The 21871-nt window shown below is 65.6% G+C and carries 21 protein-coding genes; 13 read left to right on the top strand and 8 right to left on the bottom strand.

What is annotated here, in order from left to right; all coding sequences use genetic code 11:
* Together FM119_RS10465 and FM119_RS10460 are read left to right on the top strand one after the other, a co-directional pair.
* Window positions 1–516 (top strand): M23 family metallopeptidase (locus FM119_RS10465; protein ID WP_143822684.1); only part of this gene is annotated, 516 nt, incomplete at its 5' end.
* The gene (locus tag FM119_RS10460; RefSeq protein WP_087137871.1) at window positions 516–782 is read left to right on the top strand and encodes a DUF6112 family protein; all 267 of its coding nucleotides are present in this window, start codon (window positions 516–518) and stop codon (window positions 780–782) included. The genes FM119_RS10465 and FM119_RS10460, both read left to right, overlap by 1 nt.
* A 38-nt stretch (window positions 783–820) precedes the next feature.
* Here the strand turns inward: FM119_RS10460 and FM119_RS10455 are convergent, their stop codons facing one another.
* Window positions 821–2179, bottom strand: a complete 1359-nt coding sequence (locus FM119_RS10455; protein ID WP_087137869.1) for a hypothetical protein — start codon at window positions 2177–2179, stop codon at window positions 821–823.
* 103 nt (window positions 2180–2282) lie between these two features.
* Between FM119_RS10455 and FM119_RS10450 the strand changes: the two genes are divergently transcribed.
* Genes FM119_RS10450 through FM119_RS10430 form a run of 5 tightly spaced genes read left to right on the top strand, consistent with a single transcriptional unit; the run spans window position 2283 to window position 7750 of the window.
* Complete coding sequence (locus tag FM119_RS10450; RefSeq protein WP_036278399.1) at window positions 2283–2552, top strand: DUF6112 family protein; 270 nt, start codon at window positions 2283–2285, stop codon at window positions 2550–2552.
* Window positions 2553–2580: 28 nt separating this feature from the next.
* Complete coding sequence (locus FM119_RS10445) at window positions 2581–3999, top strand: TrbL/VirB6 family protein (protein WP_087137867.1); 1419 nt, start codon at window positions 2581–2583, stop codon at window positions 3997–3999.
* A 3-nt stretch (window positions 4000–4002) separates the two neighbouring features.
* A complete protein-coding gene (locus FM119_RS10440) occupies window positions 4003–5466 on the top strand; it encodes an SCO6880 family protein (protein ID WP_087137865.1) in 1464 nt (487 codons plus the stop codon).
* 11 nt (window positions 5467–5477) lie between these two features.
* Complete coding sequence (locus FM119_RS10435) at window positions 5478–6245, top strand: hypothetical protein (RefSeq protein ID WP_087137863.1); 768 nt, start codon at window positions 5478–5480, stop codon at window positions 6243–6245.
* Window positions 6242–7750 carry an ATP-binding protein gene (locus FM119_RS10430; protein ID WP_087137861.1) on the top strand — a complete coding sequence of 503 codons (1509 nt, stop codon included), beginning with the start codon at window positions 6242–6244 and terminating at the stop codon, window positions 7748–7750. The genes FM119_RS10435 and FM119_RS10430 overlap by 4 nt, the downstream gene beginning before the upstream one ends.
* Window positions 7751–7879: 129 nt before the next feature.
* Here FM119_RS10430 and FM119_RS10425 read toward each other — a convergent pair whose 3' ends face one another.
* The 6 genes from FM119_RS10425 to FM119_RS10400 form a co-directional block, all read right to left on the bottom strand.
* The gene (locus tag FM119_RS10425) at window positions 7880–9775 is read right to left on the bottom strand and encodes a heavy metal translocating P-type ATPase (RefSeq protein ID WP_087137874.1); all 1896 of its coding nucleotides are present in this window, start codon (window positions 9773–9775) and stop codon (window positions 7880–7882) included.
* Window positions 9772–10125, bottom strand: a complete 354-nt coding sequence (gene cmtR, locus FM119_RS10420; protein ID WP_087137859.1) for a Cd(II)/Pb(II)-sensing metalloregulatory transcriptional regulator CmtR — start codon at window positions 10123–10125, stop codon at window positions 9772–9774. The genes FM119_RS10425 and cmtR (FM119_RS10420) overlap by 4 nt, the downstream gene beginning before the upstream one ends.
* A gap of 7 nt (window positions 10126–10132) precedes the next feature.
* Window positions 10133–11929: a hypothetical protein gene (locus FM119_RS10415; RefSeq protein WP_143822683.1), complete on the bottom strand. Its 1797-nt coding sequence runs from the start codon at window positions 11927–11929 to the stop codon at window positions 10133–10135.
* A complete protein-coding gene (locus FM119_RS10410; protein ID WP_087137855.1) occupies window positions 11926–12255 on the bottom strand; it encodes a helix-turn-helix domain-containing protein in 330 nt (109 codons plus the stop codon). Before FM119_RS10410 ends, FM119_RS10415 begins: the two co-directional genes overlap by 4 nt.
* Window positions 12256–12259: 4 nt before the next feature.
* Window positions 12260–13342 carry a tyrosine-type recombinase/integrase gene (locus tag FM119_RS10405; protein WP_087137853.1) on the bottom strand — a complete coding sequence of 361 codons (1083 nt, stop codon included), beginning with the start codon at window positions 13340–13342 and terminating at the stop codon, window positions 12260–12262.
* Window positions 13343–13540: 198 nt separating this feature from the next.
* Entirely contained in the window at window positions 13541–14536 is a 996-nt protein-coding gene (locus FM119_RS10400; protein ID WP_087137851.1) for an arsenic resistance protein, read from the bottom strand.
* 52 nt (window positions 14537–14588) lie between these two features.
* Between FM119_RS10400 and cmtR (FM119_RS10395) the strand changes: the two genes are divergently transcribed.
* The gene (gene cmtR / locus FM119_RS10395) at window positions 14589–14948 is read left to right on the top strand and encodes a Cd(II)/Pb(II)-sensing metalloregulatory transcriptional regulator CmtR (RefSeq protein WP_087137849.1); all 360 of its coding nucleotides are present in this window, start codon (window positions 14589–14591) and stop codon (window positions 14946–14948) included.
* A complete protein-coding gene (locus tag FM119_RS10390; RefSeq protein WP_087137847.1) occupies window positions 14945–15631 on the top strand; it encodes a cation diffusion facilitator family transporter in 687 nt (228 codons plus the stop codon). Before cmtR (FM119_RS10395) ends, FM119_RS10390 begins: the two co-directional genes overlap by 4 nt.
* 747 nt (window positions 15632–16378) lie before the next feature.
* Here the strand turns inward: FM119_RS10390 and FM119_RS10385 are convergent.
* Window positions 16379–16939: a hypothetical protein gene (locus FM119_RS10385; RefSeq protein ID WP_087137845.1), complete on the bottom strand. Its 561-nt coding sequence runs from the start codon at window positions 16937–16939 to the stop codon at window positions 16379–16381.
* A gap of 379 nt (window positions 16940–17318) precedes the next feature.
* Between FM119_RS10385 and FM119_RS10380 the strand changes: the two genes are divergently transcribed.
* From FM119_RS10380 to kdpC, 4 genes are read left to right on the top strand one after another with little or no spacing between them, the layout of a single operon-like run.
* Window positions 17319–17408: a potassium-transporting ATPase subunit F gene (locus FM119_RS10380; RefSeq protein ID WP_087137842.1), complete on the top strand. Its 90-nt coding sequence runs from the start codon at window positions 17319–17321 to the stop codon at window positions 17406–17408.
* An 8-nt stretch (window positions 17409–17416) separates the two neighbouring features.
* Complete coding sequence (kdpA, locus tag FM119_RS10375) at window positions 17417–19081, top strand: potassium-transporting ATPase subunit KdpA (protein WP_420845588.1); 1665 nt, start codon at window positions 17417–17419, stop codon at window positions 19079–19081.
* Window positions 19082–19084: 3 nt separating this feature from the next.
* On the top strand, window positions 19085–21232 hold the full coding sequence (gene kdpB / locus FM119_RS10370) for a potassium-transporting ATPase subunit KdpB (protein WP_087137837.1): 2148 nt from the start codon (window positions 19085–19087) through the stop codon (window positions 21230–21232).
* Window positions 21233–21255: 23 nt separating this feature from the next.
* Complete coding sequence (kdpC, locus tag FM119_RS10365; protein ID WP_087137835.1) at window positions 21256–21870, top strand: potassium-transporting ATPase subunit KdpC; 615 nt, start codon at window positions 21256–21258, stop codon at window positions 21868–21870.
* The last annotated feature ends 1 nt before the right edge of the window (window position 21871 follow it).

The raw sequence follows: 21871 nt of genomic DNA, 5'->3' as shown, positions 1-21871 counted from the left end.
GGCGGGGAGGTGGTGGTGCCGGAGACCACCAGGGTCGTGTTCCCCCTGCCGGAGGGCTCGTGGGTGCGGACCAGCCCGTTCGGGTGGCGCACCGACCCGATCACCTTCGAGACCGCGTTCCACTCCGGCAGCGACTTCGCCGCCGCAGACGGTACCCCGATCTACGCTGTCGCCGACGGGATCGTCACCCACGCCGGATACACCGGCAACTGGGGCGGGCTCATCATCCTGGAGCACACCGTCAGCGGAGAACGGGTCGCGTCGTACTACGCGCATATGTGGGAGTACGGTATCCACGTCACTGAAGGCATGACCGTCACTGCCGGACAGCACATCGGTGATGTCGGCTCCTCCGGGAAATCCACCGGACCCCACCTCCATCTCGAAATCCGGCCCGGCGGTCAAGGTCAGCCCGCGATCGACTCCGACCAGTGGCTCACCGACCAGGGCGCCGAAGGCATCGCCGGCGGCAACGCTTCCCGCGCGTCCTGCACCCTGGGCGGGGGTGGGCGCTGATGGACGTGTTCCCCGACTTCGGCGGCGTCGGCGCCGCAAGCGACCTCCGTGCGGTGATCGGTGCGCTGCTGATGTTCGTGCTCATCATCGCCGTGCTCATGCTGATCGTCTCCGCGATCGTCTGGGCGATCTCATCCTCGACCGGCAACCCGCACACCGCCACCAAAGCGCGGCTCGGCGCCTGGGTTGCGCTCGGCACCGCCGCCCTCGCCGGAGCGGGCGTCGCCTGGGTCAACTTCCTTCTCGGAGTCGGTGAACGCTTGTAGACGTACTGGCCGCGGGAGGTCGCGAGATTGCAGTCTTCCTAGAACGGCAGGGCGGGCGAGGGCGCATCGGAAGATACCGGTGCTGGCTCGCGTTCAGTGTCTTCCTGCCACTCCGTCTTGATCGCGATGATGAGTTCACGGTCGGCGCCTAGGTTCTGCATCGCTTTCCTGAACGCCTGAGAGCGGGTACTTGCTGTTCCGATGAATCCGCGTGAGATGAGCTGGGCAAAGACACCCCGCAGAAGGTACTTGGTGTTCTTGTAGGTGACTCGGAAGCCACCTCGCGGCCCGACTTTGAACGTCGAATCTGTCATGGCGAGCCGCATCCAGTCGGCCGAGACGTACATGCCTTTGAGTGTCTTCCCGTCGAGTTTTCGACCGGCGTCTCCGCGCACGAACTTGAACCAGAATGGGGTATCAAAAGCTCGCCAATCGGCGGCTTTCTTCGGGACTTCGCGACCTTTGGGCATGAGGTTGAGTTGTTTCTCGATCTCGTTCTTACGTCGATAGACCCATTCGTAGCTGCCGTTCTCGTCGCCGCTGTCAGCTCGTTCCAGTCTCTTGTATTGAACGAAGGTGAAAGCGTCGTGAACCTGGTCCCAATAGAGGAGGTCGATGCCGAGCTCTTCCTCTATGGGTTTCTTGTTTACGGACATGACGAGGAGCTTCCGTTGGCCGTTGTGGTCCTCGAACACGGCGAGGCTAGCCGCCCGCTGATCGGCGATGAGCTTGCCATCGAAACGTTGAAGATCGAGCGGCAGTAGTTCCTCTTCCATATCTCGCTCGTAGCCAGCGTTCAGCACGGTATCGAGAAGTGTCTCGTTTTCCGAGGCACTGGGCGGCTCGCTGAAAGCATCCGCGGGCAACGGAACATCCGCAATCTGCGAAGCCAGCAGGACCGCATCACGTGCTTCGATCCTCGACTGCTGCACTTCATCATCGAACGTGCGCGGCGATCTGAACACTGAGTCCAGCCACGGCCCGACCGTCGGGTCAGTCTGTCTGAGATAGTCGAGGAGGGCTCTGGCTGTAGGACTGTCGAGTCGATGTGCGTAGAAGTGCTGCGGTATTGGCGACATCGAGACCGCCTGTTCTCTCAGCTCTCCAAGCTCGAGAGGTGCGAGCAGACGAAGGACCGGCGACAAGGTCGCGCGTAGCGTTCCGCTCGCGATGCCGGCGACGCCGCGCGTGACTGCCAAACCGATCAGATAGTTCCCGGTGCCGAGTTCTTCATCTCCTTCGCGGACGATGGCGCAGAGGGAACCGACGGTCGGAGTGGAATCTTTGTCGAACGCTTCGCTGATCTTCTCGACGCTCAGATAGCTGATCCGGTTCGCGCCCTTCGCGTGGACGACGTACATCACCAAAGGCGGCATCGTCTCGGTGCTTCCGGTCATCTCCTCATTTTAGATGAGCTCCCAGATGTGCCATGGGCGCGCGGGTGCACCTGGCTGACAAGTCCGCCATTCCCCGGCGCTTGTGAGCAGAAGGAGCATCCCTGTGATTGATATCGATCCGAACGGTACCGGGCTTCCCGGTATCGAGCAGTTGCGCATCATCGTCGGCGCGGTCATGACCGTCGGCCTGATCCTCTCCGTCCTCGCCCTGATCATCTCAGCGATCGTGTGGGGCTTCGGCGCGAACAGCAGCAACCCGCACCTCGCGTCGCGCGGGAAGGTCGGCGTGCTCGTGTCCTGCGGGGCGGCGATCATCTGCGGTGCAGCGGTGACGCTCATCAACTTCTTCTGGGGCGTCGGCCAAGCCGTCTAACCCCAATCACGGAGAAGGGAGCTCTGCTGTGAGTGTGTGTGATGTGCCAGTGATCTCGGCCGTGTGCGACACCGTCGGGCAGGGCGCCGCGACGTTGATCGCGGCCCCGTTCGACTGGCTCGCCCAAGCAATGGGCGGCGCTGCAGCCTGGCTGTTCGAGGCGGTCTGGGCAGTATTCGACACCACCACCCTCGTCGACGTGTCAGACCCCGGATATGTCGGGGTGTACAACATCCTGTTCGGGGTGGCGGTGTTCGTGGTGCTGATCTTCTTCTGCCTGCAACTGATCACCGGACTTATCCACCGCGACCCGACCGCTCTCGCCCGTGCCGCACTCGGGGCCGCGAAAAGCATCCTCGGTTCCTTCGTCGCCATCGGTCTTACCGGCCTGCTCTTGGAGATCACGGATCAGCTCGCGGTCGGGATCGTGCAGGCCACGGGGAACACGATGGAATCCATCGGCGACCGCATTACCCTGCTCGCTGCGGGGTTCGCGGGGATCAACATCGCCGCGCCCGGTGTCGGGGCGATCGTCACGATCTTTCTCGCCGGCCTCGCCATCAGCGCGGCTGCGATCGTGTGGTTCTCGCTCCTGATCCGCAAAGCGCTGCTGCTGGTCGCGATCGTGTTCGCACCCATCGCTCTCGCGGGGTTCTCGTGGGATGCGACCAAGGGCTGGTTCGGGAAGTGGGCGACGTTCGTGATCGCTTTGATCTTGTCGAAGCTCGTGTTGGTGGTGATCTTCCTCGTGGCGATCACCCAGGTCTCTGCTCCGATTGAGCTTGATCTGGCGTCGATCAGCGACCCGATCGCCGGGGTCGTGTTGATGTTCATCGCCGCGTTCGCCCCGTACATGACGTACAAGTTCGTCACGTTCATCGGCTTCGATATGTACCACTCGATGAGCGCGGAACAAGAAGCCAAGTCCGCCCTCAACCGCCCCGTCCCCGTGCCGTCCGCACCGAAGACCAACGGTGCGAAGAAGGTGCTCGACGGAGCCGGTGACAAAGGCGGCGGCGCGGCACCTTCCAGCGGCGGCACGCCGCCCGCAGCATCAACCGCGTCCACCGGTAGCGGCGGGGCTGCGGCGGGCGGCGGGGCTGTCGCGACCAGTGGTGCTGGTGCGGGAACCGCAGGCGGTGGTGCTGGCGCGGCCGGCGCCGGGGCCGGTGCGGGTGCCGCGGCGGCGGGGCCTGCGGCTGCGGTCGTGATCGGCGCGCAAGTCGCGAAAGCCGCCGCGACAGCGGGCCCGAAGCTCGGTGGCGCTGTCGGTGGGGCGGCGGAAGGTCACGCTGCCGGTGCCGGAGAGACGGCGCAACCGTCACCGCCGCCGCCGCCAGCACCGAACCACACACCCACCGCTCCACCCGCAGCACCTCCGGTGCCTCCGGTGCCTCCGGCCAAGCAGACGCCACCGGCTCCGAAGCCGACGCCTGGGAAGGAGTAGCTGATGTCGAATCAGCAGAGCACGGTGGAGTTTGGGTTGCGGGCGGTGCAGTTCTCCCGCCTCACCCGCCGCGGCATCCTCCTCGGCCTCTCCCTCCCACAACTCATCGTCCTCGCCATCGGAGTGCTCTCCATCGTCGGTGCCCTCTACGCCGGCGGCGGCATCCTCCTCGCCTGGACCGCACCCATCTGGCTCCTCAGCGCAGCACTCGCATGGACACCGGTCGGAGGCAGGAAGCTCATCGAGTGGGTGCCCGTCACCTTCCGATGGGTCGCCCGCACACAGGCACGTCAGACCGTGTTCCGGCGCAGGATCGTGAAACCCCGCCCTGCAGGCACCCTCGCCCTCCCAGGCGATGCGGCAGCGCTCCGTGAGTGGGAAGACCCGGAGACGGGGGCGGCGATGATTCACGACCCCCACGCGCAGACACTCACGGCGATCATCGCGGTCTCGCATCCCGCGTTCGTGCTCCTCGACCCCGGCGAACAACAACGCCGCGTCGCCACCTGGGGGCGGGTACTCGCCACCACCTGCCGCTCAGGCAGGATCGCCCGCCTCCAGGTGTGCGAACGCACCCTCCCCGACGGAGGCTCCGGCCTCGTGGAGTGGTGGCGCAGCCACGGCACCGACGACGGGTCATGGGCCTCGAACGTCTACCGAGAACTCATCGACCGTGCAGGCCCCGCCGGAGAACGACACGCGACGACGATCAGTCTCGCCCTCGATCTCCGCGCGGCAGCCCGTCAGGTGCGGACGAACGGTGGCGGGATCAAGGGGGCTGCGTCGGTGCTGCGGCAGGAGATGACGACGCTCGTGACCGCGCTGCGTGCCGCGGAACTCACCGTCGGTGCTTGGGTCACGCCAGGTGAGGTCGCCGTGATCCTCCGCTCCGCGTACGATCCTGCCGCCGCGGCGCTTCTTGAACGTCACGGCGACATCGGTAGGAGTCTTGCGACTGCGGGGCCAGTCGCGGTGGCGGAATCGTGGGATCGGTTGCGGTCGGACTCCGCGCACCATGCGGTGCTGTGGGTCAGCGAGTGGCCGAGGTCTCAGGTGTATCCGGGGTTCCTCGCCCCGGTGCTGCTGTCGTCAGGGATTCAACGCTCGTTTTCGCTGGTGTGTACGCCGATCCGTTCGGATCAGGCCGCGAGGGACATTCGGAAGAAGAAGACTGAGTTGATTTCGGATGCGGCGCAACGCTCCAAGATGGGGCAGATCGAGGACGCCTCCCAAACCGCCGAATACGGCGATGTCCTCCAACAAGAAGCCGACCTCACCGCCGGGCACGGCGTCCTCCGCTACACCGGCCTCATCAGCGTCAGCGCACCGACGCCGGAAGAGCTCGACACCGCGGTCGCGGCAATCGAACAGGCCGCGATCCAAGCCTCCTGTGAGACCCGGCGTCTTGTCGGGCAGCAAGCCCAAGCCTTCACTGTCGCAGCGCTCCCGCTGTGCCGCACCGTCTAAGGAGCACACCGATGCCGACCTTTCAGAACCCGACCACGGATGCGGCGGAACCCTCCGAAGCCCTCCGGGTACTCGCGCACGCTACTCGCGTGTTCGAGGACCCGGCCGACACGTACGCGGTGCTCGGTGATCTCATCGCCGGGCTGCGATCCCTCCGCCAGGTGTTCGACCAACTCGCTACCGCCCACACCCAGAACCAGGCGCGTGCATACGATGACGCCGGAAACCAAGGCGCCGGCGCAAGCCACGCTCTCACCGCAGCCGCAGCGCTCCGACAGGCAGCGACACTGCTGGATGGACTTCACGAGCAGGTTGATGCTGCCCTGAATGCATCGGGACGGATCGCTTGGCACCCCGCACCCTCAGATTCGGTGCCCGCTCGGTGGGTGGGGATCGTGTTCCTGCAAGGGCAGGACGCTGACGAGGTGCTGGCGATCATCGACCGCGACGGCACGGATGCGGCGATCGAGCATCTGGCCGGGTTCGACATGGGTGAAGAGACCACGCAGGCTGCGCTCGTCAACGGATACGTCTACGACACCATCCCTGCCGGCCCCCTCGACCGCACCACCAGCAGCGGCGAGTACACGTTGACGTACAACCACGACCACGGACACGTTTCCCTGCTGCGGGCCCACCCCGAACCACGGAAGAGCGCTGCTGAGGCTCCGATAGTCAAGCGAGCGCCAGTACGCAGGCAGTCCCGAGTGATCGAGAATGAGGAGGACCCGTTCGTGCCTGCCCGGTCGTCGTCACCGTCGCGGGGGCGAGCACTATGAGTGACCGGCAGAAGCTCCACACCGCGGCGCTGGTGGAACCCGCCGGGGAACGCCGCAAGCACCGGAAAGCACGCAAACACGCCGCGACGAAGATTGAAACCGACGCTCGCCAGCGCGAGCGAGCGGTCGAGCGTGCGCGGGTGGCGGCGGAGCGTGCCGAACGCCGCAACACCAGCTACCTTCCCGCAGCAGGCGAACCCGGACCGGCGGCTTTGCGGACTCCGGGCAGGTTTCGCCTACCCCGCCACCAGGACACCTCCGCGACCCTCGCGGGCGCGTACCCGTTTCTCGCGGAAGGTGGTCTCGGCGCTGACGGGGTGTTCATCGGGCAAGACCTCTACTCCGGTGGCTCCTTCGTCTACGACCCCTGGACGCTCTACGCTCGCGGTGTCATCACCGCCCCAAACATCGTCATCGCAGGCATCGTCGGCTCCGGCAAATCCTCCCTCGCTAAATCCCTCTACACCCGCTCGATCCCATTCGGTCGCCGCGTTTACGTGCCCGGTGACCCGAAGGGCGAGCACACTGCGGTTGCGGAAGCCGTCGGAGGGCGGGCGATCGTTCTCGGGCATGGGCTGCGGAATCGTCTCAACCCGCTCGATGAAGGACACCGCCCTGGCGGCCTCTCAGATGCGGAATGGGCGGCGCAGGTTGCTTCACGCCGCCGTGAGTTGATTGGTGCGTTGGCGGAGACAGTGCTGGATCGGGTGCTCTCCCCGCTAGAGCACACCGCGATCGACCTCGCCCTCCAAGACGCTGTCCGATCCAGCGAGGTACCGATCCTGCCGATGGTCGTCGACCGCATCCTCACACCCGACCCCACAACCGACACCGACGGACGGCTCGCAGAAGACGGGCGTCTCGTCGGACACGCTCTCCGTCGCCTCGTCGCTGGCGACCTCGCAGGGCTGTTTGATGGGCCGTCGACGGTGCGGTTCGACCCGTCGCTACCGATGGTCAGCCTGGACCTGTCGCGGGTGGCGGAGAACAGCACGCTGATCTCGGTGCTGATGACGTGCTCGTCGGCGTGGATGGAGTCGGCGCTGATGGACCCGAATGGTGGGCACCGGTGGGTAATCTACGACGAAGCCTGGCGACTCATGGCCTACCCGGCGTTGCTCCGTCGGATGGATGCGCAGTGGCGGTTGGCGAGGCATTACGGGATCGCGAACATGCTGATCTTCCACAAGCTCACCGACCTCGACAACGTCGGCGACCAAGGCTCCGCCATGCGAGCCCTCGCCAACTCACTGTTGGCGAATGCGGAGACGCGGATCATCTACCGGCAAGAACCCGACCAACTCGGAGCCACCGCCGCAGCCCTCGGCCTCACCGGCACCGAACAAAAGCTCCTCCCCGGCCTCGGCACCGGACAAGGACTCTGGCGGATCAAGGAACGCTCCTTCGTCGTGCAACACCAGCTCCACCCAGCAGAACTCGCCGCGTTCGACACGACGGCACGGATGAAGGGCATTCCCCGCAAGTTCAAGAATCCTGAAGCCTGATTCGCCGGAAGATGCGGGTCGAGGGGCTCTGTGCGGGGTGGTGAGGTCGCATCTTCACGGAAGATGCGACCTCACCCTGTTCTGCCGGTGCTCGGATGTGGTGGTGGAGCGCGGTGGTCGGCTCTGTGTCTAGCGTTTCCCGCGTGCGGTGCGGAGCCCGTTGAGGATCACCAGGACCTCGGCGATCTCGTGCACGAGGACCACGGCGGCGAGTCCGAGGATGCCGAAGAGGGCGAGCGGGAGCAGTGCGGTGATGATCAGCAGCGAGAGGATGATGTTCTGGTTGATGATGCGCCTGCCGCGGCGGGCGTGGGCGAACGCGCGTGGGAGCAACCGCAAGTCGTGGCCGGTGAAGGCGACGTCGGCGGATTCGATCGCGACGTCCGAGCCGGTCGCTCCCATGGCGATCCCGATGTCCGCGGCGGCCAGGGCCGGGGCGTCGTTGATGCCGTCGCCGATCATCGCGACCGAGCCGGTCCTGCCGAGTTCGGAGATCGCGGCGGATTTGTCCTCGGGGCGCAGCTCGGCGCGCACGTCCTCGATCCCGGCCTGCGCGGCCAGCGCGTGGGCGGTGCGGGTGTTGTCGCCGGTGAGCATGGTCACCCCGACGCCCTGAGCTGTGAGGGTGCGCACGACCTCGGGGACCTCGGGGCGCAGCTCGTCGCGAACCCCGATCGCGGCGACCGGCACGCCGTCGCGGTACACGACAACGACCGTCATGCCTTGCTCCTCCAGGTCCGAGACCTGGTCGCGGAGCGTCCCGGGGTCGAGCCAGCGAGGGCTGCCGACGGTGATCTTCGTGCCGTTGAGATGGCCTTCGATGCCGTGCCCGGCCTGCTCGGTTACGTCCTCGGCCGCGGGTGCTTCTGGTGCTGCGGCGGTGATCGCTGCGGCCAGCGGGTGGGTGCTGTGCTGTTCCAGGGCCGCCGCCCAGTGAAGTGCCTGTGCTTCCGTCACGCCGTCCGCTGTGAGCACGGCCGTGACTGTCGGTTCGTTGCGGGTGAGCGTGCCGGTCTTGTCCACGGCGATGTGGTGGATGGTGCCGAAGCGTTCGAAGACGGCGCCGGATTTGATGATCACGCCGAACCGGCTGGCCGAGCCGATCGCGGCGACGACCGTGAGCGGCACGGAGATCGCCAGCGCGCATGGCGACGCGGCGACGAGCACGACGAGGGCGCGGGTGATCCACAGTTCCGGATCGCCGAGCAGCGAGCCGATGAGTGCGACGAGGGCGGCGAGCACGAGCACGCCGGGCACCAGCGGGCGGGCGATCCGGTCCGCGAGACGGGCGCGGTCGCCTTTCTCTGCCTGCGCCTGCTCGACGAGCTCGACGATCGTGGTGAGAGAGTTGTCGGTGCCTGCCGCGGTCGTCTCGATCTCCAAGGCTCCGGCGGCGTTGATCGCCCCGGCCGACACCGTGTCGCCGGGCTCGACTTCGACCGGGATCGACTCTCCGGTGATCGCCGAGGTGTCCAGGCTGGAGCGCCCGGACCGGACGATCCCGTCGGTCGCGATCCGTTCACCGGGGCGGACGAGCATGAGTTGCCCGACGGTGAGGTCTTTCGCCGGGATCTCGACCGAGGCGCCGTTGCTGCGGACGGTCGCGGTCTCCGGGACGAGTTTGAGTAGCGCCCGCAGTCCGCCGCGGGCACGGTCCATCGCCTTGTCCTCCAGTGCCTCGGCGATCGAGTAGAGGAACGCCAGCGCGGCGGCCTCCTCGACGTAGCCGAGGATCACCGCGCCGACGGCGCTGATCGTCATCAGCAGGCCGATGCCGAGCTTGCGCTTCGTGACGAGGTTCCGGATCGCGCCGGGCGTGAACGTCGATGCGCCCAGCAGCAGGCCGATCCAGAACGCCACCACAGCCGCGATCTCTGCCCCGGCCCACTCCAGGACCAGTCCGGTGCCGAACGCGACGCCGGAGAAGACGGGCACCATGATCCCGCGGTCTCGCCACCACGGGCGCTCTACTTCCTCGGTTTCCGGGGTGGTGGTCGGCTCGTCGCAGCCGCACGCGGCGCTCACGCGCCCGCCCCGAAGCATCCCGGCACGGTGCAGGCCGAGTCCAGGCACGGGGCGCTCTCATCGACGGCCAACGTCACGTCGATGAGCGCTGTCAGCGCCGCGGTCAGGTGCGGGTCCGCGATCTCGTAGCGCGTCTGCCGGCCCTCGGGCTCGGCGACCACGATGCCGCAGTCGCGCAGACACGTCAGATGGTTCGAGACGTTCGAGCGGGTCAGTTCCAGCCCGCGTGAGAGCACCGCCGGGTAGCTCGGGCCGTCCAGCAGGGTCATCAGGATCCGGGAGCGCGTCGGGTCCGCCATCGCCCGGCCGAGCCGGTTCATGACGTCGAGACGCAAAGTAATAGTCAGCATGCACTGACTATACAGTGGATGCTGACTCGTTGTCGATCTCTCCCGTGTGTGTCGGGGCGCGTTCGCCTGGGGTGGGTGGTTCGAGGATCGTGGCCGAGTAGCGCAGCGCGGTCTCGATGCCGATGCCGAAGAGGTCGCAGACGCGTCTGACGTCGCCGCCGGTCTGTTCGACCTCGTAGAGAATCCGGTCGGTGCGCAGCGCCTGGGCAGTGACACCGGCTTTCCTCCAGGGGAAGTTCCGGCTGGGCGGTGAGAGACGGGGCGCGGTCTGGATGGTGACGAGCAGGTAGGGATTCTTCGTTTCCGGCCAGCGTTTGGCTCGGTGGTCGAGCCAGGCAGTGAGGCGGACGCGGACCGGCTTCGCGAGCGGGATGGACCGGCCATCGGGCATCCGCAGTCGCCCGTCGATGATGTCGGTGAGCTGGACGTGCTGGACCTGCTGTGTGGTCAGGGCGTGGAAGGCGATGAGTGAGACGGCCAGCGCGATCGCGGGGTCGGGGTTGGTGAGGGCGTCGCGGATCGCGGTGGGTTCCATCGGCAGCGGCATGTTGCGCTTGGGGCCGCGCAGCGGGATCGCTTTCGTCGGGTCGAGGAAGACCAGTTTGCGGCCGCGCAGGATCGTGAACAGGGTGCGGAAGCCGAGCATCATGGTGTGACGGCGCGAGGGATCGTCGGGGAGCATGGCGAGGATGTCCTCGGTGCTGATGCCGACGAGGCTGGTGCGCCCGTCTTCGACCCAGCGGGTGATCGCGGGGAGGATGCCATACATCTGACCCTTGACCGTCATCGTGTCGCGGGGCTGGCGGCGCGGCGGGGTCTTGGAGCCGTCGACCATGATGTCGCGCCAGAGCTCAAGCTGCGATCGCATCGGCTCGGGAAGGGCCTGGGTCTTGCGTGCGAAGAGCTTGGTGAAGGACGGCACCCTATCGTCGATGAGGAGACCTGCGTCTTCGAGGACTTCGATGGTGGAGCGGATGTTGCCATCGTCGTCGTAGGAGCGCATCGCGAGGATGTCGGAGGCGCGGAAGCGCAGATTCGCGCCGGGGAACACGAGCTGCAGGACTTTCAGGGTGCGCCGGACCTGGTTGGTCTGTCGCTTGCTCCATGCGTACTCGCCGGCTCGGGCGTAGAGGAAGTGATCAGTGCGGGAGGTGATGTCGCGCAGCCGGATCTCGTTGGAGCACTGCCGGAGCAGCTCGGGGTCAGGGTCAATGTGGAACAGCACCGGCTGGTAGCTGGCCGCCACTGGCGGTGGCGTGTTGATGACGCGGATCGCTTCGCTGACTCTCATCGCCATCGGCAGGTGGAGTTCCGCGGGCCTACGAGAGTCGTTCATTGAGGCGAGGAAGAGCTGCTGGCCGTAGGTGCGGGCCGCGTCGAGGTCGAGCGGCTGTCCGGGCGTCTGGTGGTAGCGGGCGGTTTCCAGGCACAACCGGCAGTAGCCTTGCTCGCCAAGGGTGACCTGCCGGTGACAGGAGACGCATTCGCCCTGCGGGTAGTGCGTAAACCACCAACGGCACTTCCAGCAGCGCCAGTTGCGCCCACGGTAGACGCCCCAGGCAAGGCAGTCGCGGCAGGAGCCGACGTAGCCGGGGCTGCCCGGGTGACAGTTGGCGCAGAGCCCCTGGGTGTAATACTCGCTCGAACCGCACTTGCTGCAGGGCGGCGGGGTGAACGGGCCACCGGGGATGCAGTCGTAGCAGAAGTCGATGCGGGGTGTGAGCCACGCGGCCGGCTTGACCCCGCAGCCCGTGCAGGGCAGCGGCGGACCCAGAGGCCCGTTCGGGCCGCGTGCGGGGCTCATAACGGCGGGGCGGGCCGGTCGTGCTTCGGACCGAACCGGGGCGCGATGAGATTCGTGCTCCCGTTGGCTTCTTCCGACCGCCGGGCGCCGGGTTTGCGTGCTTGGACTTTCTCGGGCTCAGGCACGAGGAGATCGGTCGGTGAGCAGTCGAGGACATGGCAGATGACGTCGAGGTCGTCCAGGCGGATCGTGGTCGGGGTCCCCGTCCACAGCCCGGACATCTTGCCGACGCTGATCTCCAGCCCGGCGTCGGAGAGCATCCGCCGCAGCTCCGCCGACTTCCAGATGCCGCGCTCGGCGGCCTGGACTCGCAGATTCCATTTCATTGCGTCACTGCATCCTTTCGAATCGGTGTTCCAGCCGCTGGTTCGCCTGCATCCACGAATCCTCGACGTGCTCGCCGGAGACGTGGATGTACTGCGTCGTGGTCGACAGCCACTGGTGGCCCAGCAGTTCCTGCAGGGCCTTCAAATCCATGCCCGCCAGATACAGCGACGACGCGCAATAGTGCCGGAGCACATGCGGCGTCATCCGACCATCGGCCCAGGCCGGCAGGAACCGTTCGGTCGCTTGCCGCAGACCTCGTCGGAGCACGTCGTCGCTGGCACGCCAGGAACGGCCGAGCTCGTGGTCGAACCGTTCGGACGGGATCATCGGGGCGTCCGGGTTGTCCCAATCAGGGCCGAAGCGGTGTCGCACATCGCCGAGCCACCAGTCGATGAGCTTGTCCGCGCCGTTGATCGCGGGCACCAGCCGTTGCTTCGACCCGCGTCCGCGAGAGCCTTTCCCGAACCGGACATGCACTTTGCCCAGCGCCCCAAGATCAGGTCGCCAATCTCGGAGGTCGAGCTTCGTGCTCTCGGTGATGCGCACCCCGATGCGTCGCCACAGCGACGCGGCGAAGTAGTTCCTCGCGGCGGGCAGATAGCGCCGCTCGTCTTGGAGAGAGGCGGCCCACCCGCCGAAGAGTCGATCGATCTCCGCATCCGATGGCGGCACTCTCACCTTGCCCAGCGAGGCGCCGGACTGCCGGTTGTACTCGTCGACGGGCTGCTCGATCACCCACTCGGTCAGCGCGTTGATGTCGCCCTGGTAGCGGGCGATGGCGAAGTCGTAGAACAGCGCAATTGCTCCGGCTTTGCCCGCTCGGGTCGTGACGGCAAGCCCTGCCCGGCGCAGCCCGGCCAGGAAAGCGTCCGCGTCGGAGGGCTTCGCCTGCCAGAGCGGAGCATCGAGATGGCGGCGGAACTCGAAGACGACCGTTCTGGACTGCGCGATGTAGCCGTCGCTGAGTCCCGCTGCGGCCATCGCGAGGGCGTACTGGTCGATGATCTCCTGCTCGAAGTCCGCAGCATCTTCCTCGGACCGCCAGCCCCTGGCAGTCCCGATACTTCGCACCACGGCGAGCTTCATCGCCCCGCAGCTTCACGAATCGTGACCATACATCAAGAATACCGCAGAACCCTCAGGAATCATGATTATCCATCAGGATTCCTGAACGTGGTCGAGGCCAGCTTGGAGGCTGGGGAGACGCACCTAAGCGGCATGAAGATCAGTCTGGAAGATGCGGGTCTAGAGACAAACGTCTAGAAGTTCGGGGATTTTCCCCTCTCATCCCATCCTGGCGGCACTTCCGCGCGTGTGGCGTGGGAGCGGAAGCAAGCGTGGGATGAGTCGGACGAAGATCACCATCACGATGAGTTCGACCAAGGTTTGGGTCACCACGACCAGTGGGGCAAGGTGATAGGCGGCGGGGAGAGCAAGCACAAGTGGGAGGACGACAAGCGAGTTGCGCGTCGCACCGCTGAACACGACCGCGCGAGTTCCAGGCACGTCGAGTCTTGCTGCCTTGCCAGCGAGGATGCCGATGGGCACCATGATGGCGGCGAAGAAGATGTAAACGGGGATCGCTAGGAGCAGTGCGTCGAGTCTCGCGCTCACGCCGCCGATCTGGGATGAGACCACGACGATGAGGGTGAGCATCATCAGCGGCACCATCGTCCCGAGAGCCAAGGCTTCGAGCGCTCTGCCCCAGCGGGTGCGTGCGGCCGCGATCTGGGTGAGGACGGCTGCGGCGAGCGGCAGGGCGATGAGTAGTAAGAACGCTTCGAGGAACGGGGCGAGGTCGACCGTAGCGACGAAGTCGGCTCCGACGAAGAGCCAGAGGTAGAACGGGAGCGGCGACATCTGGGCGAGCATCAGTAGCGGAGCCGCAGCAAGGAGTCGGCCTTTTGCTCCGCCCGCGATCCCGGTGAACACGATCACATAGTCCACGCACGGCGTCAGCAGTACGAACAGCACCCCGATAAGGATCACCTGGTCGTGTGCGACGATCCGCGAGAGCCCCCACACCACGACGGGCACGAGGACGAAGTTCATCACGAGCACCGTGGTGAGGAACCGCCAGTCTCGGAACGCCTGCCCGATCTGTCGAAACGGCACTCCGAGGAAGGTGGCGTACAGCAGCAGACCAAGCACGGGATTGATCGCGACCTCGGCCGGATGCGCGACCGACGGGAGCAGGAGCCCGGCGAGCACGCCGACGACGAGCGCAGCCAGGTAGAGCGGCACCTGGAACCGCTCCATCCATTCAACCCCGGCACGCATGGCTCTCAGTCTTTCATCCCGAATAGGTCATTATCTGATGTATAGTCACTGTATGCTGACTATTGCTCCTCGGGTGGACGTGATGAACCGGCTGGGCCGGGCGATGGCCGACCCGACCCGCTCCCGCATCCTGCTCTCACTCCTGACCGCGCCGGGATACCCAGCCAAGCTCGCCCGCGACCTTGGCTTGTCGCGCACAAACGTGTCGAACCACCTGGCGTGCCTGCGCGGGTGCGGGATCGTCGTCGCGGAACCCGAGGGCCGACAGACCCGCTACGAGATCGCGGACCCGCACCTCGCCGCCGCGTTGATGGCGCTGGTGGATGTGACGCTCGCGGTCGATGAGAACGCGCCCTGCCTCGACCCCGCCTGCACCATTCCGGGCTGCTGCGCTCCAGGGACTGAAAAGTGACCGCGCCGGTTTTGACCGCCGAACGCACGAGCGTGTTGCGGCGGCGGATCAGGATTGTGGTCGCGATCACGATTACCTGGAACGTGATCGAAGCGGTGGTCGCGCTGATCGCGGGCGGGATCGCGTCGTCGGCGGCGCTGATCGGCTTCGGCCTCGACTCGATCGTGGAAGTGCTCTCCGCAGCGGCCGTGGCATGGCAGTTCGCGGCCCCGAACCCTGAGCATCGGGAGAAGACGGCGCTCCGGGTGATCGCGGTGTCGTTCTTCGGGCTCGCCGCCTACGTCACCGTTGACGCGCTGCTGTCCCTGTTCGGTATGCGGGAGCCGGAGCATTCCACCATCGGTATCGTGATCGCGGCTTTGAGTCTCCTGGTGATGCCGTTCCTTTCCTGGTTCGAGCGGCGCACTGGACGCGAACTCGGTTCCGCCTCCGCTGTCGCGGATTCCAAGCAGACCTTGATCTGCACCTACCTGTCCGCGGCGCTCCTCGTGGGCCTCGTACTCAACAGCTTGTTCGGATGGGCGTGGGCGGACTCCATCGCCGCGCTCGTGATTGCCGGATTCGCCGTCCGCGAGGGCATTGAGGCTTGGCGAGGCGAAGCATGCTGTGCGACGCCGGTTGCTGCGCTGACGGGAGAACGGGAATCCGCGCACTGCGCAGATGAATGCTGCGCGACACACTGAGCATCTCGCTCGCCGGCCGGATATCCAGCACGGATATGGGATGCACGCAAAGTTTCACGCCGCCCGATATACGTAACTCTCCAGCTGCGATCGACGACTCCCATGCTGTGGCGCATGAGACCATGAACGAGATGCTTCTGATTCTGCGATGGGCGCGTGTTGCGGGAGATGCGAGGCCGGGCGGACGCCTCCACTCACTGAGGTATCCGCTGCGCGTCAGCTTCTCGCCTTCCTCTGATCCGGGACGGGCATTGCCCGCTCAGTGGAGTCGTATTTGCGCGAGGGCGATTGTGCCAGTGCAGGTAAGCGCGAGAAGGTCTCCGGGCCGTACGGACGGAGGAAGTCGCGCCCTGAGTGTCGCTTGTGCGCCAGCGGATCGCAGGAGGCACGTCCTCCGGTGATGCGCGTTCGGGTTCTTAAGGAGGAGGGAGTCAAGCACACGGGCTTCCAGCGCTTGGAGGTCACAGTCGATCTGAAGTTCTGTAGGGAGCCCCCTGCCTGCACGTGGGACGCATTCACGGATCGTTGCGATGACGATAGTGCGATGCTCGTCTCCTTCCACCCGGGTGCCGCTGGGTGCGATCAGCACGCAGGGGGTTCCTCGTTCTGCGGCAAGGGCTGTCAGCGATTGGGGGCCGCACCAGATATCGGGATCAGTGAAGGTGGTGCCCTCGGGCCACAGAGGGGTGTCTTGATAGAGCGCGCTGAGTGCCATCGCTCTGGATGAGATCAATGTGTGCAGGATGCTCACCGGATCACCTCGAGTACAGGCCTCGTCCGAGCGAAGGTCGCGTTTGGTTGTGGGCGAACGTCGCGGAGGGCGACAGCGCCGGCACAGGGCACGGTGAGGAGGTCACCCTGGTGAATGTCACCGGGGAGTTTCACGCTGGGGTATGGCCATGGTGCGGCACCGGATTCGCCGGGGATGAGAGCGATGTCGGAGTTTCGCGCGGTTGAGGTGCGGCCGATGAGCCGGCATTCCTCCCAGCAGGGTCTGACGCGGTCGAATCTGCAATCGGTGAGAGCGACGCGTTTCCCGGTTTCGGTGTCGATGCGGAGCGTGATTCGGAAGATCAGCACGGTGACGTCTGAGTCTGAATCTCGCGCGCCTGCCAGATACGTCTGGGGGCTGGGCAGGTCGCCGGTGAGGAGCGCCGGAGTGCTGCTTAATTCGACGAGCCTGGTGAGGGACACCCCGCCCACAATGACATCCGTGGTGGTGGGCATGGTGTGTTCGGGCCGATGCCGAGAGTTGAGTGGGTCGGGGATGCTGTGTCTGAGCGTGGGCAGGATCTCGGTGAGAGTCATGCCTTCACTTCTATGCCGTACAGCCGTCTCGCTGAAGAGCTACTCACGGAACTCATGCGGGTTCGACGTCGAACGCTGACGACGTCGAGAAGGCCTGCTGCGGCTGTTCCCGGAGCCGCGGAAACACATCGGTAGGGCGCGGTGTGAGCGAGATGTCAGGGTCTTTCGGATTTGCGTATGGGTTCCGTTAGGACGCCTATTTCGCCGGTCTTGTCGGGTGTTTGATCGGGAGTTGCGACCGAATCTCGGGTCGTGCGGTAAGCGGTTCTGCTGCCGCTGCCAGTCGAATGGAGCTTGTTGTGCTTGACCTCGTCTACGTGCTCGGCGTGATCGTCGTGTTCGTGGTCGTCGGGCTGCTGGGGAAGGCGGTGGAGAAGCTGTGATCATCTTTGAACTTCTCGCCGCCGGTCTTGGAGTTGCGGCGATCGTGTATCTCGTGTTCGCTCTCGTGAAACCGGAGCGCTTCTGATGACTCTGATGTATGCGCTTCTCGCGCTCGCGACCGTCGCGATCGTCCTGGCCGTTCTGTACCGTCCCTTCGGCGACTACATGGCGTGGGTGTACACGTCTCGCAAGGATTGGAAGATCGAACGCGGGATCTACAAGGTCATCGGTGTCGACGCGAAGGCCGAGCAGACCTGGCAGGCGTATCTGCGCGGCGTGCTCGCGTTCTCCGCGGTCGGTGTGCTGATCGTCTACACCCTGCAGCGCTTTCAGCAGTGGCTTCCGTACTCGTTGGGGCTCCCGGCGCCCTCGGAATCGCTCTCGTTCAACACTGCGGTGTCGTTCGTCACGAACACGAACTGGCAGTCGTATTCTCCGGAGCTCACGCTCGGATACACGGTGCAGTTCGCGGGCCTTGCGGTGCAGAACTTCGTCTCCGCCGCGGTGGGTATCGCGGTCGCGATCGCTCTGGTGCGTGGGTTCGCGTATCGCCGGTCGGGCACGATCGGGAACTTCTGGGTGGATCTGATCCGTGGCACGCTGCGTATCCTGCTGCCCATCGCGGTTCTCGGCGCGATCGTGCTCATGATCGGCGGGGTGATCCAGAACTTCAACGGCTTCACCACCGTGACCACTCTCACCGGTGGCACACAGACGGTCCCTGGTGGGCCGACGGCGTCTCAGGAAGTCATCAAGCTCTTGGGCACCAACGGTGGTGGATTCTTCAACGCGAACTCCTCTCACCCGTTCGAGAACCCGACACCGTGGACCAGCATGTTCGAGATCCTGCTGATGCTCGCCATCCCGTTCTCCCTGCCCCGCACCTTTGGCCGCATGGTCGGTGACAACCGTCAGGGGGTTGCGATCGTCTCGGTCATGGCGGTGCTCTATATCGCCTCGTTCAGCATCCTCACTGCACTGGAAAGCGCAGGAATGGGCACCGCCCCGGGTCTCGCCGGCGGCGCGATGGAGGGCAAGGAGCAGCGGTTCGGGATCATCGGCTCGACGCTGTTCGCGACCACGAGCACCGGCACCTCCACTGGTGCGGTGAACTCGATGCACGACTCGTACACCGCGATGGGCGGGATGATGCCCATGCTGAACATGATGCTCGGCGAGGTCACCCCCGGCGGAGTCGGTTCAGGCTTGTACGCGATCCTCATTCTCGCAGTGATCGCCGTGTTCATCTCAGGCCTGCTCATCGGCCGCACACCGGAATACCTGGGCAAGAAGATCGGCCCGCGCGAGATCAAGCTCGCAGCCCTCTACATCCTCGTCATGCCCACCCTCGTACTCGCCGGCACGGCGTTGAGCTTCGCGCTCCCCGGCGTCCGGGAAAAGGTGGAGAGCACCTCGATCTGGAACCCCGGCATCCACGGCATGTCCGAGGTGCTGTACGCGTTCACGTCGGCTGCGAATAACAACGGTTCCGCGTTCGCGGGTCTGACGGCGAACACGCCATGGCTGAACACCGCGCTAGGGGTGGCGATGCTGCTGGGCCGGTTCGTGCCGATCGTGTTCGTTCTCGCCCTGGCCGGCTCGCTCGCCGCGCAGGACAAGGTTCCCACTACTTCGGGCACCCTCCCCACCCACCGTCCGATGTTTATCGGACTCCTCACTGCGGTCACCGTCCTGGTGACGGCACTGACCTTCTTCCCCGTTCTCGCGCTAGGTCCCCTAGCTGAAGGGCTGATGTAACCCATGTCCACACTCACTGAGCCCCGCACCACCACAGCGGGCACCCCTGGCCGAAAGAGCGGGTTCACCTGGGAGCAAGTCCGGGCGGCACTGCCCGGTGCGTTCCGGAAACTGAGTCCCAAAGAACAGTGGCGCAATCCCGTCATGTTCCTCGTCTGGGTCGGCGCCGCACTCACTACGATGCTCGCTGTCGTAGAACCGTTCATCGGCGGCCCCGCCGATTCTGGAGGCACCGTCGTGCCGTGGTCGTTCACGTGGGCGATCGCGATCTGGCTGTGGCTGACGGTGCTGTTCGCGAACCTCGCCGAATCCGTCGCAGAAGGCCGCGGGAAAGCGCAGGCCGAGACCCTCCGCAAGACCCGAACCAGCACCATGGCGAACCGCGTCACCGCCTACGAACCGAACACGGACGCCGCTGCGGAGCAGGCCGCGACAACGCAGGTCTCGTCCTCGGACCTCACTCTCGGTGATGTCGTGGTCGTGACCGCGGGCGAGCTAATTCCCGGCGACGGAGACATCGTGTGGGGCATCGCCTCTGTCGACGAGTCCGCCATCACGGGCGAGTCCGCCCCGGTCGTGCGCGAGAGCGGGGGCGACCGTTCCGCGGTCACGGGCGGCACCCGGGTACTGTCGGATCGGATCGTGGTGCGCATCACCTCCAAGCCGGGTGAGACGTTCGTGGACCGGATGATCTCCCTCGTTGAGGGTGCCGCACGGCAGAAGACCCCGAATGAGATCGCGCTGAACATCCTGCTCGCGTCGCTCTCGATTATCTTCGTCGTCGTCGCCCTCACCCTGAACCCGATTGCGTCCTACGCGGCCGCACCGGTCAGCGTGACCGTGCTCGTGGCGCTGCTGGTGTGCCTCATCCCGACGACGATCGGCGCGCTGCTCAGCGCGATCGGCATCGCGGGCATGGACCGGCTCGTGCAACGCAACGTCCTGGCGATGTCCGGGCGTGCGGTCGAAGCTGCGGGGGATGTCACCACGCTCCTGCTCGACAAGACCGGCACCATCACCTACGGCAATCGGCGCGCGAGCGAGTTCGTGCGCCTCGGCGGGGTGCGCGAACAGGATCTGATCCGTGCTGCCGCGCTCTCCTCGCTCGCTGACCCCACTCCCGAAGGGGTGTCCATCGTTGAACTCGCCGAAGCACAGCATGGGGAGTTCGATCGGAACACGGTCGGTGAGATCGTGCCATTCACCGCGCAGACCCGCATGTCGGGGCTCGACCTGCCCGACGGGACCCAGATTCGGAAGGGTGCCGGCTCAGCGGTCCTCGCCTGGATCGAGGACGGAGGGGAAAGGTCGGCCTCAACGTTGGTGGCCGAGCTCGACGAATACGTCGAACGCATCTCCCAGTCCGGCGGCACCCCGCTCGTGGTCGCCACCAAGGATCCCGCAGGCGCAGGTCGCCTCCTCGGTGTTGTGCACCTGAAGGATGTCGTCAAGGACGGGCTGCCGGCGAAGTTCGCCGAGATGCGTGCCATGGGCATCCGCACGGTCATGATCACCGGCGACAACCCCCTCACCGCGGCAGCGATCGCGAAGGAAGCCGGCGTGGACGACTTCCTCGCCGAAGCCACCCCCGAGGACAAGCTCGCCTACATCCGCAAGGAGCAGGAGGGCGGCAACCTCGTCGCGATGACCGGCGACGGCACCAACGACGCGCCCGCGCTCGCGCAGGCCGACGTCGGTGTCGCGATGAACTCCGGCACCTCGGCAGCGAAAGAAGCCGGGAACATGGTCGACCTCGACAGTGACCCGTCCAAGCTCATCGACGTCGTGCGGATCGGCAAGCAACTGCTGATCACCCGAGGCGCGTTGACGACGTTCTCGATCGCGAACGACATCGCGAAGTACTTCGCGATCATCCCCGCCATGTTCATGGGCGTGTTCCCTCAACTTGCCGCACTGAACATCATGGGGTTGCACTCGCCAGCCTCGGCAGTGCTGTCGGCGATCATCTTCAACGCGATCGTGATCGTGTTCCTCATCCCGCTCGCCCTGCGCGGCGTGAAGTACCGTCCGGGCAACGCCTCCAGCATCCTCGGACGCAACCTCGCCGTCTACGGGCTCGGCGGCGTGATCACCCCCTTCATCGCGATCTGGCTGATCGACCTGATCGTCCGCCTCATCCCCGGCTTCTGACCCTCTGAGAAGGAAACACCATCATGAACACGCAAGCTCGCGGAGTCGGGCGCACCGTCTGGGTCGCGATCCGCGCCATGGTACTGCTCACCGCAGCGCTCGGCATCGGATACACCCTCGTCATCACGGGCATCGGGCAACTCGTCCTGCCCGCGCAGGCCAATGGCTCGATCGTCACCACCCAGGATGGCGACCCGGTCGGGTCTGCCCTCATCGGTCAGTCGTTCAGCGACGAGGAGGGGAACCCGCTGCCGGAGTACTTCCAGCCGCGGCCTTCCGCCGCTGGCGACGGGAACGACGGTGGAGCGTCGTCAGGATCGAACTACGGGCCGGAGAACGAAGATCTGATCGCGGCGATCACCGACCGCAAGACCCAGGTGGCGGAGTTCAACGGCGTCACTGAAAGCGAGGTGCCCGCTGACGCGGTCACCGCATCCTCCTCGGGACTCGACCCGCACATCAGTGCCGCGTACGCGGCGATCCAGATCGATCGGGTCGCCGAAGCGCGCGGGATCCCCGCAGCGGAGGTCCGTGACCTCGTTGAGGCGCATACCCAGGGGCCAGATCTTGGCTATTTGGGAGAATCGAGAGTGAACGTGCTTGAACTGAACATCGCGTTGAACGAGTTGGAGGGCTGAT

The sequence above is a fragment of the Mycetocola reblochoni REB411 genome (assembly GCF_900163835.1).
Lineage (GTDB): Bacteria > Actinomycetota > Actinomycetes > Actinomycetales > Microbacteriaceae > Mycetocola_B > Mycetocola_B reblochoni.
Note: the sequence above shows the minus strand (reverse complement) of the source record. Positions and strands in the feature narration are given on the sequence as shown.

Excerpts from the sequence above, each read along its gene's own strand:
- FM119_RS10430 (WP_087137861.1), top strand. The coding sequence starts at position 6,242 with ATGAGTGACCGGCAGAAGCTCCACACCGCGGCGCTGGTGGAACCCGCC.
- FM119_RS10460 (WP_087137871.1), top strand. The coding sequence starts at position 516 with ATGGACGTGTTCCCCGACTTCGGCGGCGTCGGCGCCGCAAGCGACCTC.
- FM119_RS10435 (WP_087137863.1), top strand. The coding sequence starts at position 5,478 with ATGCCGACCTTTCAGAACCCGACCACGGATGCGGCGGAACCCTCCGAA.
- kdpC (WP_087137835.1), top strand. The coding sequence starts at position 21,256 with ATGAACACGCAAGCTCGCGGAGTCGGGCGCACCGTCTGGGTCGCGATC.
- FM119_RS10405 (WP_087137853.1), bottom strand. The coding sequence starts at position 13,342 with ATGAAGCTCGCCGTGGTGCGAAGTATCGGGACTGCCAGGGGCTGGCGG.
- FM119_RS10455 (WP_087137869.1), bottom strand. The coding sequence starts at position 2,179 with ATGACCGGAAGCACCGAGACGATGCCGCCTTTGGTGATGTACGTCGTC.
- FM119_RS10440 (WP_087137865.1), top strand. The coding sequence starts at position 4,003 with ATGTCGAATCAGCAGAGCACGGTGGAGTTTGGGTTGCGGGCGGTGCAG.
- kdpA (WP_420845588.1), top strand. The coding sequence starts at position 17,417 with ATGTATGCGCTTCTCGCGCTCGCGACCGTCGCGATCGTCCTGGCCGTT.
- cmtR (WP_087137849.1), top strand. The coding sequence starts at position 14,589 with ATGCTGACTATTGCTCCTCGGGTGGACGTGATGAACCGGCTGGGCCGG.
- cmtR (WP_087137859.1), bottom strand. The coding sequence starts at position 10,125 with ATGCTGACTATTACTTTGCGTCTCGACGTCATGAACCGGCTCGGCCGG.
- FM119_RS10385 (WP_087137845.1), bottom strand. The coding sequence starts at position 16,939 with ATGACTCTCACCGAGATCCTGCCCACGCTCAGACACAGCATCCCCGAC.
- kdpB (WP_087137837.1), top strand. The coding sequence starts at position 19,085 with ATGTCCACACTCACTGAGCCCCGCACCACCACAGCGGGCACCCCTGGC.
- FM119_RS10415 (WP_143822683.1), bottom strand. The coding sequence starts at position 11,929 with ATGAGCCCCGCACGCGGCCCGAACGGGCCTCTGGGTCCGCCGCTGCCC.
- FM119_RS10410 (WP_087137855.1), bottom strand. The coding sequence starts at position 12,255 with ATGAAATGGAATCTGCGAGTCCAGGCCGCCGAGCGCGGCATCTGGAAG.
- FM119_RS10400 (WP_087137851.1), bottom strand. The coding sequence starts at position 14,536 with ATGCGTGCCGGGGTTGAATGGATGGAGCGGTTCCAGGTGCCGCTCTAC.